The sequence below is a fragment of the Henriciella aquimarina genome (assembly GCF_002088975.1).
In the GTDB taxonomy this organism is placed as follows: Bacteria; Pseudomonadota; Alphaproteobacteria; order Caulobacterales; family Hyphomonadaceae; genus Henriciella; species Henriciella aquimarina.
In genome coordinates, this window is sequence record NZ_NCST01000125.1 from 1 (window position 1) to 15,629 (window position 15,629).

12 protein-coding genes and 2 pseudogenes are annotated in these 15,629 nt (G+C 58.8%); 12 read left to right on the plus strand and 2 right to left on the minus strand.

Annotation, left to right across the window (positions count from 1 at the left end):
* From B8784_RS19655 to B8784_RS19690, 8 genes and pseudogenes are all read left to right on the plus strand, one after another.
* Positions 1-582 (plus strand): annotated as a pseudogene (locus B8784_RS19655) (DUF945 domain-containing protein); the annotation flags it as partial.
* Positions 583-708: 126 nt separating this feature from the next.
* Positions 709-2,766 (plus strand): ParB/RepB/Spo0J family partition protein, encoded by a 2,058-nt coding sequence (locus tag B8784_RS19660; RefSeq protein WP_084399802.1) that lies wholly within the window; start codon positions 709-711, stop codon positions 2,764-2,766.
* 98 nt (positions 2,767-2,864) lie between these two features.
* Positions 2,865-3,491, plus strand: a complete 627-nt coding sequence (locus B8784_RS19665) for a DUF7146 domain-containing protein (protein WP_233356255.1) — start codon at positions 2,865-2,867, stop codon at positions 3,489-3,491.
* Positions 3,492-3,531: 40 nt separating this feature from the next.
* A complete protein-coding gene (locus tag B8784_RS19670; RefSeq protein ID WP_084399803.1) occupies positions 3,532-4,056 on the plus strand; it encodes a TetR/AcrR family transcriptional regulator in 525 nt (174 codons plus the stop codon).
* Positions 4,053-5,471 carry a TolC family protein gene (locus B8784_RS19675; RefSeq protein ID WP_233356256.1) on the plus strand — a complete coding sequence of 473 codons (1,419 nt, stop codon included), beginning with the start codon at positions 4,053-4,055 and terminating at the stop codon, positions 5,469-5,471. The genes B8784_RS19670 and B8784_RS19675 overlap by 4 nt, the downstream gene beginning before the upstream one ends.
* On the plus strand, positions 5,468-6,544 hold the full coding sequence (locus B8784_RS19680) for an HlyD family secretion protein (protein WP_084399804.1): 1,077 nt from the start codon (positions 5,468-5,470) through the stop codon (positions 6,542-6,544). The genes B8784_RS19675 and B8784_RS19680 overlap by 4 nt, the downstream gene beginning before the upstream one ends.
* A complete protein-coding gene (locus B8784_RS19685) occupies positions 6,541-7,695 on the plus strand; it encodes an ABC transporter permease (RefSeq protein WP_084399805.1) in 1,155 nt (384 codons plus the stop codon). Before B8784_RS19680 ends, B8784_RS19685 begins: the two co-directional genes overlap by 4 nt.
* Positions 7,692-8,870: an ABC transporter permease gene (locus B8784_RS19690; protein ID WP_084399811.1), complete on the plus strand. Its 1,179-nt coding sequence runs from the start codon at positions 7,692-7,694 to the stop codon at positions 8,868-8,870. Before B8784_RS19685 ends, B8784_RS19690 begins: the two co-directional genes overlap by 4 nt.
* 80 nt (positions 8,871-8,950) lie before the next feature.
* On the opposite strand, the gene B8784_RS19695 is transcribed toward B8784_RS19690, so the two are convergent.
* Positions 8,951-9,559, minus strand: a complete 609-nt coding sequence (locus B8784_RS19695; RefSeq protein WP_084399806.1) for a TetR/AcrR family transcriptional regulator — start codon at positions 9,557-9,559, stop codon at positions 8,951-8,953.
* 37 nt (positions 9,560-9,596) lie between these two features.
* Positions 9,597-11,585, minus strand: a complete 1,989-nt coding sequence (locus B8784_RS19700; protein ID WP_084399807.1) for an oleate hydratase — start codon at positions 11,583-11,585, stop codon at positions 9,597-9,599.
* A gap of 268 nt (positions 11,586-11,853) precedes the next feature.
* On the opposite strand from B8784_RS19700, the gene B8784_RS19705 reads away from it, so the two are divergent.
* From B8784_RS19705 to istB, 4 genes and pseudogenes are all read left to right on the plus strand, one after another.
* Positions 11,854-12,456: a GNAT family N-acetyltransferase gene (locus tag B8784_RS19705; RefSeq protein WP_084399808.1), complete on the plus strand. Its 603-nt coding sequence runs from the start codon at positions 11,854-11,856 to the stop codon at positions 12,454-12,456.
* Positions 12,457-12,969: 513 nt separating this feature from the next.
* Positions 12,970-13,092, plus strand: a pseudogene (locus B8784_RS21455) (DUF736 family protein); the annotation flags it as partial.
* A 120-nt stretch (positions 13,093-13,212) separates the two neighbouring features.
* Positions 13,213-14,700 (plus strand): IS21 family transposase, encoded by a 1,488-nt coding sequence (istA, locus tag B8784_RS19715; RefSeq protein ID WP_169712612.1) that lies wholly within the window; start codon positions 13,213-13,215, stop codon positions 14,698-14,700.
* Positions 14,697-15,461, plus strand: a complete 765-nt coding sequence (gene istB, locus B8784_RS19720) for an IS21-like element helper ATPase IstB (protein ID WP_084396756.1) — start codon at positions 14,697-14,699, stop codon at positions 15,459-15,461. Before istA ends, istB begins: the two co-directional genes overlap by 4 nt.
* Positions 15,462-15,629: the final 168 nt, after the last annotated feature.

Here is a 15,629-nt window from a genome sequence, read left to right on the forward strand (position 1 = left end):
ACGACCACGCTCTACGCCTCCGACCGAGACGTCTTCCTCTTCCTGGTCGACGACATGAACCCGATCGAGGCGGGCACGCTGCCCGACGGATCTCCCGATCTCTATTTCCGGGGCTTCTATTGCTGGAACTCGGAGGTCGGCGCGAAGACGCTCGGCATCGCCAGTTTCTATCTGCGCGCCGTCTGCCAGAACCGCAATCTCTGGGGCGTTGAGGACTTCCAGGAAATCAGCATCCGGCATTCCAAATACGCCGCTAATCGCTTCGCGCACGAGGCGGCGCCGGCTCTGACCCGCTTTGCAGATTCCTCGCCACGCCCCTTCATCGAAGGCATTCGAGCAGCGCGCGAGCGGATCGTCGCCCACAGTGACGACGACCGCACCGATTTCCTCCGTAAGCGGGGCTTCTCCAAGGCGGAGACGGCCAGGATCGTCGAAACGGTCTTGGCCGAGGAAGGCCGGCCGCCCGAGTCCGTGTTCGACTTCGTGCAGGGCATCACCGCGGTCGCCCGGTCGAAGCCGCAGCAGGACGCCCGACTCGATATGGAGGGCAAGGCGAAGAAGCTCCTGGAGCGCGCAGCGTAGCTTCAACCGGTGCTCCGCCTTTCCGGTCCGTCGCTTCCTCAAGAGGACGAGGCGGGCCGGGTTCTTCGTGACGGGTTTGGAGGTCGAGAGAGAGGCTTTCGGCCAGCCCGCCCACGGAGAACTGACATGACCAAGTCTCAAAAAATCACCCTCAGCGCCTCGCGCGACATCCCTTTCAACAAGCTGGTGCTGAGCCAGTCCAATGTTCGGCGCATCAAGGCCGGCGTCTCGATCGAGGAGCTCGCCGAGGACATCGCCCGGCGCACGCTCCTGTCCTCGATCACCGTCCGGCCGGTGCTGGACGAGGACGGCGCGGAAACCGGCATGTTCGAGATCCCGGCCGGCGGACGCCGCTACCGGGCGCTCGAACTTCTGGTCAAGCAGAAGCGGCTGAACCGCACAGCGCCCGTGCCCTGCATCGTGCGCACGGACGGCCTCGCTGAAGAAGACAGTCTCGCCGAGAATGTTCAGCGTGCGCCGCTTCATCCGCTCGACCAGTTCCGCGCCTTCCAGGCGATGCGTGAGAAAGGCAGACACGAGGAAGAAATCGCGGCGGCCTTCTTCGTCTCGGCGAATGTCGTCAAGCAGCGGCTTAAGCTCGCCGCTATCGCGCCGTCGCTTCTCGACGCCTACGCCGAGGAGGAACTGACCCTCGACCAGCTCATGGCCTTCACGGTCAATCCCGACCATGAGCGCCAGGAACAGGTCTGGGAGTCGATCAAACGGACTTATGTGAAACAGCCCTATGAAATCCGCCGCATGCTGACCGAAGGCGCCGTGCGCGCCTCCGACCGGCGGGCGCAGTTCGTCGGGCTCGGCGCCTATGAGGCGGCCGGCGGCGCTATCCTTCGCGACCTGTTCCAGTCCGACGATGGCGGATGGCTGCAGGATGCAGGCCTGCTTGCGAAACTTGTCGATGAAAAGCTCGAAACAGAGGCGCAAGCGATCCGCGCCGAGGGCTGGAAATGGATCGAGATCGGCACGGACTTTCCCTACGGCCACACCTACGGTCTACGCCGGATCGTCGGCGAGACCGAGCCGATGAGCGAGGACGAGATCGCGAGCTTCCACGCGCTGAAGGCCGAATACGACAAGCTCGAAGACGAGTACGCCGACGCCGAGGAGTTCCCGGAAGAGATCGACACCCGGCTCGGCGAGATCGAAACGGCGATGGAAGCCTTGCAGGAGCGGCCCGTCCGCTTCGAGCCGGACGAAATCGCCGTGGCCGGCGTCTTCGCCAGCATCGGCCATGACGGCCGCCTGCGTGTCGAACGTGGCTATGTCCGTACCGAGGATGAACCTTCCGGCGAATCCGACGAACAGGACGAGGTCGATGGGATCGACGCGTCTGCCGAGGAGAACGTCGACGACGCTACGCCCCCGGACGCCAGCGACGAGGCGGAAGAGGAAGACGATGGCCTGAAGCCGCTCTCCGACCGCCTCGTCATGGAATTGACGGCGCATCGCACGCTCGCCCTTCGCGACGCGCTCGCCAACGATCCGCAGACGGCGTTCCTCGCCGCCCTGCACGCGATGACGCTCCGGCTCTTCTATCACTATCCGCTGGATAGCTGCGTCGAGATCACGCCGCACAGCGCCGGTTTCGGCGCCCAGGCGCCGGGCCTTGGCGACACGGCTTACGCGCTCAGCATCGACGATCGCACGACGAGCTGGCTAGGGGCGCTGCCGAAAGCGCCTGAGGATCTGTGGGAGGCGCTGGTCGGGTTCGACAACGATAGCCGCGAGGCGCTGTTCGCGCATTGCGTCGCCATGACCGCCAACGCCGTCCAGGAACCGTACAACCGCCGTCCGCGGGCGCTCGCCCATGCCGATGTGCTGGCGGCGACGCTCGGGCTCGACATGGCGGCGGCGGGCTGGGCGCCGACGGGCGAGAGCTATCTCGCTCGCGTCACCAAGGCCCGCATTCTGGAGGCCGTGCGCGAAGCGAAGGGCGCGGAAGCAGCCGACCGCATCGCCGGTCTCAAGAAGCCGGACATGGTCACGGCGGCCGAAGAGCTTCTCGAAGGAACCGGTTGGCTGCCCGAAGTCCTGCGCATGCCGGCTCTCCCTGAAAGCGAAGCGCAATCGGCGGAAGACGGCGGCGAACCGGCCATGGGCGATTCCACCGTCATCGCCGATGATGAACCTGTCACCGGCAACGCCTTCGCCACTGCGGCCGAGTGACCGGGAGCCAAGCCCCCCAACGGCTCCCGCAGCCGCCCCTGGAGCCCGCCCAATGTGGCGGGCTCCTTCTTTTTTGCTCTCTCACCATGGAGGCGCAAATGAACAGCGCAGCATCCGAAATCGCAGGACGGCTCGGCCGCGAGGCGGAGGCCGTCTGCCGCCATTACCTCTCTAACGGCTGCAAGCAGGGCCGATACTGGATCGTCGGCGACATCGAGAACACGCCCGGACGCAGTCTTTATGTTCGCCTCACTGGACCAACCCACGGTCCAGGCGCCGCTGGGAAATGGACCGACGCCGCCACGGGCGAACATGGTGACCTGCTAGATCTCATCGCCGGCGCCCGGCAACTTCGCACCTTCGGCGAGACGCTTGATGAGGCACGGCTGTTCCTGAGTCTCCCACGACCCGAACCGCCAACTCGCGAACGCGTGGTTGCCTCCACCAGATCGCCGGAGGCTGCACGGCGCCTCTTCGCCATGGGAAGACCGGTCGGTGGAACGCTCGCCGAGCGCTATCTTCGTCGACGCGGTCTTTCCGGGCTTGGCGACGCGCCAGCGCTGCGATTTCATCCGTGCTGCTACTATTGGCGAGAAGGTCAGCCCAAGGACACCCCACCGGAGACCTGGCCTGCATTGCTCGCCAAGGTCACGGACGTGAACGGCAATCTCACCGGCGTTCACCGCACATGGCTCGATCCGGCGACGGCTCGCAAAGCCCAATGATCCCCGCTTCCATAGAAGCAGAAGCACACTGATCGAAGCGATGATCCAACTGGTGCGTGAGCAACCAGTTGTGTCCATATCGATCACGCAGGTCGTTGAAGTGGCAGGGGTGACGCGCCCCACCTTCTACCAGCACTTCGCCGACGTCCCATCTGCGGCGCGGGCCGCGGCGCTCCACCAACTTTCAGAGGCATACCCACATATTGAAAGCGGGCTTGAGCGTGCCAGTGTTGAGGAAGTCCGCACAATGCTGGAAAAGCGAACTGTGTCAGTGCTGCGTCATCTTCACACAGACAAAACATTCTATCTCAACGTATTCGATAGCGCGGGCAATATCGATCTTTTCGAGGGACTGGTCGGGATTGTGTCGGAGCGAATGATGCGACCCGGCTTCCAGAGGAAGACTCATCCGAACGAAGATGAGCGTGACCTGAAGCTCCTTCTGGCCGGCGGCCTCACATGGTTATCGATCAATTGGTTGCGTAAGGGAGACAAAGCGTCTTCGGCGGAGGCAATGGCGCGGAGAATCGTCAAGTTCGCGCTAAAGATCGGGGACATGGCATGATTCTACAGTTTATGCGGATTGCTCGAAGGACGAGACGACCGATAATTCATCTCCTGATCGGGTGGGCAATCTGTGTTGTCGCCTTATCGATTTCGCCTGCCGCGCTTGCTCAGGAGAATACACCGGTTGCGTTGGATTATAATGCCGCAGAGCTAAAGTTCCTGGAACGATCCGATGCGATCGCTGCGGCCAGCGATAAAGTCAACGCGATGCAGGCGCAGGAACGGTCGACCAGACATCTGCATCGTCCAGACATCGATTTTGAATTTCAGCTGCTAGAGTATCAGAAGACACTCTATCTACCTCTTGGCTCCTTGTCGCCTCTCATTAAAGACTATGGGATCCCCGATCCGCTGGTATTTCGTCAAGAGATGAGCAGTACACGTCCAATTTTCAGTGCAACATTGCCGATATATACCGGAGGGGAGATCGCTGCGGCAAAGGATGGTGCCCGGGCGCAAGTAGATGGGGCGCGCGCAGAGCAGAACCTTACCGTGGAAGACGGCCTGCATCAGCTCGTAAGCGCATATTTTGGCCAACAATTGGCGGAGCGGGTGCTCGGCGTAAGGCGGGATGTGCTGTCCGGATTAGAACAACATCTCAAGGATGTAACACGCATGGAAGACGCCGGACTTGCGAGCCGAGCGCAGCGCCTGCAGGCGGAAGTCGCGCGTGACGAAGCGAAACGCGAATATGAAAATGCCATAGCGAGCTTGGCGACCGCGAATGTTGCACTTGCCGGTTTGTTGCGGTCCCCAAGCGGTGTACGCCCGCTCAGTCCCCTGTCTGTAATATCTGAGCCGCTTAGGCCTGTCGAAGACTTCAAGGCGTCTGCGCTTGCAACCCATCCTGAGCTCATGAGGTTGCAGGCGATCACTGACCAGGCCGATGCCGGAGTGCGCCAGGAGATCTCCAAACAACGCCCTCAAGTCTATGGGTTCGCCCAATACAATCTGGATCGTGAGGATGCCCTCTTGACTGATCCCGATTGGATGGTTGGCGTTGGGTTTAGGTACAAGTTTCTCTCTGGTGTTGATCGTAAGGAAGGGGTTGCCTCTGCAAGGGCGGTTGCAGATCAAGCGCGGGCGGGTCGCAGGGAAGCGAGAATCCAGATCGAGATCGGTGTGACTAGGTCCTGGTTCGAGGTGGAAGCGGCGCGGAAGAATTTCCTCCTTCTCGACTCGGCTATCGCCTCGGCCAAGGAAAACCTCCGTCTGCAAAGGCTTGCTTATAGCGAGCAGCAGGCGACATCCCTTGATGTCATCGATGCACAGCTGGGTCTTGGGCGGGCGCGTATTCAGCAGACCCAGGCTGCATATGACTACATTGTTGCGTTGGCGGATCTACTGTCGATCAGCGGGAAAATGCTAGAAATGCCACATTTTTTAAACCGCGCCGACAGGGTGGTCCCATGACTGAAGACATAGAGATTGAAGAAAGCGGCGAAGCAGTGGGGGCTGAGGTGGAGCCCCCTTTGGCGAGGCAGGCGCAGGGCAAGTCGCGCAAACCATTGTTCGCTCTTGTGGGCGGCATCGGTCTTGTCATTCTGATCGTATCAGGGCTCTGGCTCGGCTATCGTCCGGTCCAGGATCAGATCGAGGGCATGGTCGATGCGCGAGAGATCCGGGCCGCCAGCAAGGTGACTGGCCGGATAGAAGCGTTTCATGTCTCCGAAGGGGCGCGGGTTACCGCCGGACAGCTTCTGTTTACGGTCGATAGTCCTGAAGTCGTGGCCCGGTCGCAACAGGCCAACGGTGCGGTTACCGCTGCAAGAGCCATGGAGGCGAAGGCGGAGGACGGTGCGCGCGCAGAAGATATACGCGCGGCCGAGGCTCAATGGCGTCGCGCGAAGGCGGCCGCCGATTTGGCGGGAGCGACGCATCAGAGAATTCAGCGGCTCTTCAACGAAGGGGTCGTGCCGGGACAACAAAGAGACGAGGCTGAAGCAAATGCGGTCGCTTCGAAAGAGGCGGAGCGCGCAGCCAGAGCTGTTTATGATCAGGCGCTGGCTGGCGCCCGCGACGAAGACAAGCTGGCGGCCAGCGGTCAGCTTGAGCAAGCGTTGGGCGCCTTTGCCGAGGTTGAGGCTGCGGCCGCAGAAACGCGCATTGCCTCACCGGCGGATGGGGAAGTCGGTCGACGCCTTGCTCAAGTGGGAGAGTTGGTGCCGCAGGGCTTTCCGGTATTCATGGTGACGGAAACCGGGGATCCCTGGGTGACCATCTTCGTACGCGAAGACCAGTTTAGTGATTTGCGGCGAGCAGCGGTTTACAAAGGGACCATACCCGCTCTTGGAGATAAGGAAGCTGAATTTCAGGTCACATTCATTGCACCCGCAGGCAACTTTGCCACTTGGCGGGCGACGCGCCAATCCAGCGGCTATGACGTCAAGAGCTTTGAGGTTCATCTTAAACCGACTGAACCAATTGAACGGCTTCGTCCGGGGATGACGGTGCTTTTTCCCTGGCCGCAGCGATCAGAGCCATGAGGGCGTTCGCGTCGTCGTTTGTGCGAGAACTCGATTTCCTGTCCCGCAATTTCTGGGATCGCGCGATGGTCAGTTGGTTTCCGGCTATGTTGCTTGGGATACTCGCATGGGTGTTTGGGGCTGGTGTTGTCCGCGATCTTCCCATAGTGCTTGTGGATCAGGACCAAACGCAGATTTCGCGAGAACTCGGCTTAAGATTGGATGCAGCCCCGGCGATTCATGTTGTCGCGAGCATATTAGATTTCGGTGAGGCGAAGCAATTTGTGCAGGCCCGCAAAGCCTACGTCGTCGTTCTCATACCGAGCGGTGCGTCTCGTGAGATCCTGCAGGGCAATAGTGCTGCGATCGAGGTCTTTTACAATGCCAGCTATTCCACAGCATCCGGAGCTTTGCTCCGGGATGTCAATTCTGTTATCGAGGATTATTCTGCAAAACTTGCTATGCGGCAGACGGCGGCTCTTCAGCCCAGTGGGGTAAGGCCTCCACCCATCAAGGTTCAGAGTACGCTCCTTTTCAACCCGCAAAGAAGTTACGAATTTCAGTTGGTGTCGCTGTTGCATCCGGCGCTTTTACACCTCGCTTTCATGATTGCGGTGACAAGCGCGCTTGGACGCGAGTTGCGGGACCGGACCATTGGAGAATGGTTGTGCGAAAGGTGGTCGACCGTGCCTGCCATCGCCGGCAAGATCGCGCCGTACATCCTGATATTCATGGGCTGGAGTCTTGTTGTTACGGTGTATCTCGCCAAGTTTCGTGGATGGCCGATCCAGGGGCGCGTTAGTCTGCTTATTCTGGCCTATTTGTGCATGTATACGGCATATTCCGCCATCGCTCTGGCGCTGGTCGGGGTTACAAGGTCAATGATGCAGTCCCTTTCGGTGGCTGGGATTTATGCGGGTGCGTCATTCGCTTTCACGGGCGCGATCTTTCCAATTCAATCCGCATCAGGATTCGCGCGGGTCTGGAGCCAGATTCTCCCGTTCACCTGGTTCACAAAAGTTTTGAATGGGCAGTGGAGCATGGCGGGGCCGCCGGAAGTCGCCATCGGCTACATCGGCATATTGTGCCTGTTCACCGGCCTGGGAACACTCATCGGTCTGCCCGGCTATATCAACGCTGCAACCCAGCCTGCGGTATGGGGGCGAAGATGATTGCCCGCGCCTTTTTTGCGACATTCAAAGCGATTCTTTCTGATCGCCCGGCATTTCTCTTACTGGGTGTCTCCTTTGTTCTTTATTCATTTTTCTATCCCTCAGCCTATACAGGCCAGGTGGCGGTGCGTTTGCCACTGGTGGTAGTCGATCTTGATAACAGCGCATCGAGCCGGTCGTTGGCGGTGAAGATCGGAGCAACACAGCAGGCAAGAGTCGTTGCGCGTGCGCCATCACTGAACGAGGCGCAAATTCTCTTGGAGGATGAGCGGGCAACAGCAATTGTTCTGATTCCATCCGGTTTTGGGGATGAAATTCGCGCCGGTGGGCAAGGCGTCGTTTCACTCTATGGAAATGGTGCATACCTTCTGCGTAGTGGAGCCGCCCTATCAGGCGTGGCGACGTCCTTAGGAGCGTTGGCGGTTGAGTCAGCAAAGGATCAGGCTCGGACTCTTGGTGCGCCAGCTGCCAACCCTTTGAAAGTCATTGAAAGACCCTTGTTCAATACACGAGAGGGATACGGGAGTACGGTCGTTCCTGGTGTTGTCTTCCTGATTGTGCATCAGACCTTGTTGATGGGGTTGGCGCTCCTGGCTGCGACGTTGCGTGAGGCGCAAGGACGAACAAAATTCCCGCTGCGGACCTTTCTGGGGATCGCTTTGGCTTTTTTTGTGCTCGGCGTTGCGGAAGTTTTCTATTTCTCAGGTTTTGTCTTCTGGTTGCAGGACTATCCCCGGGGCGCGGGACGCCTCGGTGATCTTCTTCTTTCGGGGGGGCTGTTTGTATCGGCGACCATAGCTGGCGCACTTGCTCTTGGAAGCTTTTTTCGTACGAGGGAGCGGCCGGTGCAGATATGGATCATCACCTCTTTGCCGATCTACTTCCTGAGTGGTTTGTCCTGGCCCATTGAGGCGATGCCGCATTGGCTCGCCGTTTTCCGCCGACTATTTCCTACCAGCTCGGGAATTCAGGTCATGATCGGGCTCAATCAGATGGGAGCCCCGCTGTCCAATCTGTGGCCAGATCTGGCGAACCTATTCGGCTTGACGGCGGCATATGGGGTGATCGCTGTTTGCCGTCTTGTGGATTTCTCGGGTGGGGCAGGCCTATCGTCGCTGACCAAAGGGCGTATTGCTCTTTCACAAAAAGCGCTGAGTGGAGCCGACGAACGTTAAGGCAAGGGGCTGGTTCACAGCGGCGCAGGCTTATATCTGATTAGCGCCGTAGAGACCCAGCATATGTCCTAGTGATGTCTTTAGGGTTCGATCAGTCCCTTCAGAAAAATAAGTAACACCTGATCCCGAGGCAACGTGTTGTCCACCGGTCCACACAAGACGAGTCCGGACCATAAAGCGTATAAGCTGATTGCAAGCTGTACGGACGGAATTCTGAAGTCGAGTGCAAATCGCGCCTTCAGGAGATCCAGAACTGAAGCGAGCGCCGCATAACTGGCTTTTCGGGTATCGGCACATTGAGCCGCAAACTGGGTGTCACGCCGTGCCTGCAATTGCAATTCAATCGCCAGCAGTGACCATCGCGTGTCTTGAGAAATCTGCGCAAGGCGGCTGGCAAGCTTCTCCAGGGCGTCGTCGAGTGTGTCGTCTGTTGCTTCCTTCGCCAGATCAAGAAGCAATTCGGCTTCGTGTTCGATATGACGTTGGAGAACCGATAACAACAAGTCCTCCTTGCCAGCGAAATTGGAGTAGAAGGCGCCTTGGGAAAACCCCGCCGACTCGCACAAGCTTCGCAGAGACGTCGCATTGATTCCTCCTTCGGCGAACAGGGTTTCAGCCGTATCGAGGAGGCGGTCACGAGTCTGTCTTTGCTGTTCTTGCCGGGACAGCCGGCGGTGGGGGCTCTTCATCGGTACATTCTTTTGACTGCCGCCCAATTTCTCGAGCTCAGTCTCCCTTCCTTTCAAATCCCTTACGGAATGTCGTGATCCACGTCGCGAGGCTTTTCAGGGCATCTCCGCCTTTTGCCGCAAGGCTTTCGATCTCGGCTTCAAAGGCATCACGTCTAGATGTCTCGGGCTCGGGAAGTGGGGGAAGAATGTGTGCATAATAGGTGCGATCAAGCAATCGGTGTAACAGGCGTTCGCCTGGGAACGGTTTGCCGCTGTTCAGGGCGCGGGCGCCTTTGAGCAGGTTACGGATGTCATATTGTGTGGGACTGATGTCCGGGGCCTGTTTGGGAATGTTGAGGAGCTTGTAGACCCCGATCCTGGCTGTCCGGATGGACGCTTCCATCGTAAAGATGATGTCGTTTCGCGTTTCAACAAACTGCCCGACAAGTCCGAGATTTGTGCAGCCATCCGGAACGACCCTTGGCCTGTCTCCTGCGGCGCGTTTCATGAATTGTGCGGTGATGTACGGCATGAGTGCGGTGCGCACCTTGGTATTGGCGACGATGTCGTCAATCTGCGCCTCGATCCCCAGATGATAGCAGAGTTCGGTCAGGATTTCCCGGCCAGTACACTGTGGCATGGTCTTGCGGACGTGATTTCCGGATTGGTCCATGAGCAGGCCGTAGACCCATACGACAAGCGTGTCTTCCGGCTGGTCAGGGAAGTGCGGCTGACGGTTGCAGGTGACACTCAAGAGCCAGTTTGAGTCCGTAAAGGTAATGATGCCGCCCGTCACCGTGCGCCCCGAATATGGATCGTTGACGGAGAGTTCCTTGAGTTTCTCGACAAGAGGTGAGGGTTTGCACGTCAGCGTAGCTGACTCCCAGATGGACTGGTCGGTGTCGCCATAGAATTTTTCCGGGTGCCCGAAGACAGGAGACTTCTCTGCGAGATTTCGCCAGAGTGTCCAGCCGCTCTCCTCACCCGGATCGTGCCGGCCGACCGCTAGCTGCGGAACTGTGTCTAGGTCACCATAGGCCGTGTTTTCGGTCATCGATCCCGTCAGGGCAAAGACAAGGTCGTTTGGGCGCACATCGATCTGGTGCGCTTGCCCTGAGATCGTGCATTCAATGCCGGTCACGGTCTTTTGTGCGTCTACTTCACTAAGCGCTAGATCATGCACGCGGGTTGCGAACTGGAACCTCACGCCCCTGTGGCGAAGCATATCTGCCAGGGGTTTGATGAACGTGTCGTATTGGTTGTACTTCGGAAAAATAAGGACGGACATGTCACCAAAGCCGTCAACGGAATCCAGGAAGCGGTGCATGTAGAGCTTTACCTCAAGGAGACTGTGACAGTTCTTGAAGGCAAACATAGTGCGGAAGAGCGCCCAGAAATTGCTCTTGAGGAAGCCTTCGCTGAAATATTCCTCAATGCTGATATCATCAAGGTCTTCCTTCCTCTTTAGCATGAGACGGATCATTTCCCATTGCTGTGAGGTGCTCAGGCCGAAATCGGTGAAGTCCAGGATCTCACCTCGATTGCGCATAAGACGCGCCTTCGAATAGTTCGGATCGTTGTCATTGATGAGCCTGTACTCATCGAGAACGGAGTATCCTTCGGGCAGCTCCACGGCGGGAACATCCTGGAACATGTCCCACAGCGTGTCATAGTTCCAGTTCATCTCACGGCCGCCACGGATGATATAGCCATGTTCGGGGTTTCCGGCGCCATCCATTGAGCCGCCTTCAATATCCATTTCTTCGAGGATCGTAATATTGCCAGGCGCCATGTGGCCGTCGCGGATCAGATAAAAGGCGGCCGCGAGGCCCCCGATGCCGCCTCCGATGATCCAAGCCCTCCGGTCTTCAACGTCCGGCGTCGGCAGGGGGCGGTGTCGCGCATACGGCCCAATGAAATCGGGAGGCGGCAGAGTGTTTTCCGGGCGGTGATGCCAATAAGCCGTTGTCGCATCAGGCTCATGCTCGAAACCGTCTGGTGCAACTGTTGGAATATCGAAGCCGGGAAATGTCTTCAGCATCATTGGTGTGTCTCCATATCGGATGCGCAGTAGGGACGACTTCCCACACAAATATCAATTGATATTCAAATATCAATAGATATTTGATGGTTCTCTGGGAACTCTGCGCCATTGCGTTACAATGCCGACGTTTTGACGTGCATTGAGACAATGGGTGTGGCCGGTCAGTCGGTGAAAGCCCGGCAAATGAGACAAGTCTGTAGTCGCCGGCCGATCTGCGGTAGTCTTGATGAGGCGATTATACTTCGGCTTGTAAAAGGAGCTTTGTTTGATGATCGTGCAGGGGCCCTACATCGGCTCTGACAGAAAACATCGCATTGTTCTCGACAATGGTGATCCAGTCTTGCTCAGACCCGCCACTATCTTTGATCGGCATCTCTTCGCGCGTGGCATTGAAGAATTATCGGGCCGGTCACGTTATCTGCGATTCCATTTTGGATTCGAGAAGGTCCCCTTGCGATTGCTGGACCGGCTCACGGCGATTGATGGATGCAATCATCTTTCCTGGGGCGCGATTCATGAAGGGAAGGCGTGTTTGCCAGCGGTGGCGGCCATCCATGCCCTGAGGCGCCATGATGAACCGGCTTCTGGTGATCTGGCATTCGGCGTAACCGACAATTTCCAGCGCAGAGGAATAGCCTCGCTTCTGTTAACGGTGATGCTTCAAGACTGCTTGGCCGCCGGGATCCGGACCCTTCATGCTCATATTCTATATGAGAACATTCCAGCACTCCGACTCGTCAAGAGCTTTGCGGCCGAATTAATTGGCTCGTTCGAGTTCGGTGAAATTTATGCGCTGAGCATCCCAAAAGCCCTCGCAGCAATATTGGCGAAGGACAAACCAAAGGCCGCAACGTCTTTGATCTGGCCATAGTTCGTGCATGATAATTTATGAGGAAGGCTAAATGGCGGCCCTCATTTTCCCTTTCTGCCGCATCCTAAGAAGTTTGCAGACAAAGCAAATTTGTCGGGAAACAATCGTCATGTGAAAATCACTTCATCAGGCTGTCCCTACGTTTTTCTATTCATTGATTTTTTGTTCTTTTTGTTTTTAGAGCGCCAGCACCTCTCCTTGGGGTGTCGTCAGTCCTCAAGTAATGCTGGTTGCTTTGGGGTACACCTTAGCTCATCATCCGCACCCATAACGGCCTCTCATGGACTGATCTGGCCGGGATCGGCTGACGCCTCGACCGCCTTGACCGCAACGGCGGAGACGGACTTTCTTCCCTTGGGCTGCGTCCATTCCTCGCGGACCAAGAAACTCCGGCTCCGCCGTCCTTCGCATGCGCTGCGGGTCCTTCGGACTGCGTCGGTGGTCGCCCCGGCCTTGTCGATCTCCATCGAGGCCGCGACGGACGCGGGCTCGAAAGCCAAAAGGAGAACTGACATGGCCACCATAGGAACCTTCAAGAAGTCCGCCAACGAGTACGTCGGCGAGATCGTCACCCTCAGCGTTCAGGCGAAAAATGTAAGGATCATCCCGGAAGAGGATCGCGCGAACGACAATGCGTGAGAACGGCGGTGCAAAATTAGACCACGGTAGCGCCGTCGTATTGGCGGTGCGGGCGGCGTAAAAGTCGTCCACTTTTTCCCTTCTTGCGGCAGCAGGGAGGGCGAGGAGATTTACACCGTGGAACTTTATCTGAAGGTCAGGCTGGCGCGCAGCGAGGGGATGAGCCAGCGGGATCTGGCGCGCCATTTCAACATATCGCGCGACAGCGTTCGCAAGATGTTGGCGTTCTCATCGCCGCCGGGATACCGGCGCACGAAGGAGATCAAGCGTCCCAAGCTTGATGGGTTCAGCGAGATCATCGACGGCTGGCTTGAAGAGGACAAGAAGTTGCCTCGCAAGCAGCGCCACACAGCGAAGCGGATCCACGAGCGGCTCAAGGCGGAACACGAGTTCACCGGCGGCTATACGATTATCAAGGACTACGTTCGGCAGCGTGAACGACGCACCCGTGAGATGTTCGTGCCGCTGGCGCATCCGCCGGGCCATGCGCAAGCCGATTTTGGCGAAGCGTTGGTTGTGATCGGGGGTGTCGAACAAAAGGCCCACTTCTTCGTCCTGGATTTGCCGCACAGCGATGCCTACTTCGTGCGGGCCTATCCGGCGGCGACGGCGGAGGCCTGGATGGACGGGCATGTGCATGCCTTTGCCTTCTTTGGCGGGGTGCCTCTGTCGGTTCTCTATGACAACGACCGTTGCCTGGTCTCGAAGATCCAGCCGGATGGGACACGGGTCCGCGCGACGCAGTTCAGCGGATTGCTGTCGCACTACCTGTTCCGAGACCGCTACGGGCGGCCGGGCAAAGGGAATGACAAGGGCAATGTCGAGGGGATGGTGGGCTACGTGCGCCGCAACCACATGGTGCCGATCCCCCACTTCCCGGATTGGGAGAGCTTCAACGCCTACCTTGAAGAGCAGTGCCGTGCCCGTCAGGGCGACACCTTGCGTGGGCACACGGAGATGATCGGCGCGCGCCTGCAGCGGGATCTGGCCGAGATGCGCCCCTTGCCAGCCGCCCCCTTTGAGGCCTGCGCACAGGCCAGCGGCCGGGTGAGCTCCCAGTCTTTGGTCCGCTACAACACCAACGATTACTCGGTCCCCGTGGCCTATGGCCATCAGGATGTGTGGGTGCGGGCCTATGTCGATCAGGTGGTGATTGGCTGCCGTGGGGACGTGATCGCACGCCATCCGCGGTGCTACGCGCGCGAGGACATGGTGTTCGATCCGATCCACTACCTCCCGCTGATCGAACGCAAGATCAATGCTTTGGATCAGGCTGCGCCCCTTGCGGAGTGGGACTTGCCAAAAGAGTTCGACACGCTGCGCCGCCTGATGGAAGCGCGCATGCTGAAGATAGGGCGCCGCGAGTATGTCCAGGTGCTGCGTCTTCTGGAGACCTTCGGCATGGAGGAGCTACACGCCGCCGTAAAGCAGGCCCTGAAGATGGGCGCGGTCGGCTTTGATGCTGTGAAGCATCTGGTTCTGTGTCAGGTCGAGAAGCGGCCACCACGGCTCGACCTCGACGTGTACCCCTACCTGCCACGGGCGCGGGTCGAGACGACCTCAGCGGCCAGCTACATGTCCCTGATGTCGGAGGCTGCGGAATGACCCATGCCCCCGAAATCCTGCTGGAGCATCACCTCAAGAGGCTGAAGCTTCCGACATTCCTGCGTGAGTATCAGAAGGTGGCGCGCCAATGCGCCGCCGAGGGCTTGGACCATGTCCAGTTCCTGACGCGCCTGGTCGAACTGGAGCTGATCGATCGCGAGCGACGGATGGTCGAGCGCCGCATCAAGGCGGCCAAGTTCCCGGCCACCAAAAGCCTCGACAGCTTCGACTTCAAGGCAATCCCCAAGCTCAACAAGATGCAGGTGCTGGAACTGGCGCGCTGCGACTGGATCGAACGGCGCGAGAACGTGATCGCCCTCGGCCCAAGCGGCACCGGCAAAACCCACGTCGCCCTCGGCCTGGGGCTCGCTGCTTGCCAGAAAGGGATGACGGTCAGCTTCACCACCGCCGCGGCCTTGGTCAACGAACTGATGGAGGCGCGCGACGAGCGTCGCCTGCTGCGGGTCCAAAAACAGATGGCCAACGCCAAGCTGCTGATCATCGACGAATTGGGCTTCGTCCCTCTCTCCAAAACCGGGGCCGAGCTGCTCTTTGAATTGATCTCGCAGCGCTACGAGCGCGGGGCTACGCTGATCACGAGCAACTTGCCCTTCGATGAATGGACGGAGACCTTCGGAACCGAGCGCCTGACCGGGGCGCTCCTCGACCGGCTGACCCACCACGTCAACATCCTCGAGATGAACGGCGAAAGTTATCGCCTGGCCCAAAGCCAGGCGCGAAAAGCCACCAAAACCTCCTGACCGACAATCCATGACTTGGCCCTCACGGGCCAAGGCGGCCAGTCAACCGCCAGCTATTTGGGGAGCGCGGTCGACTGGCCGCCAGCGCTCTATGCGCCCTTCACGCCCAACCCCAAAGTGGCCTACTTTTGCGCCGCCCTTTGGTCGGGTTTTACTCCGCCGTTGACA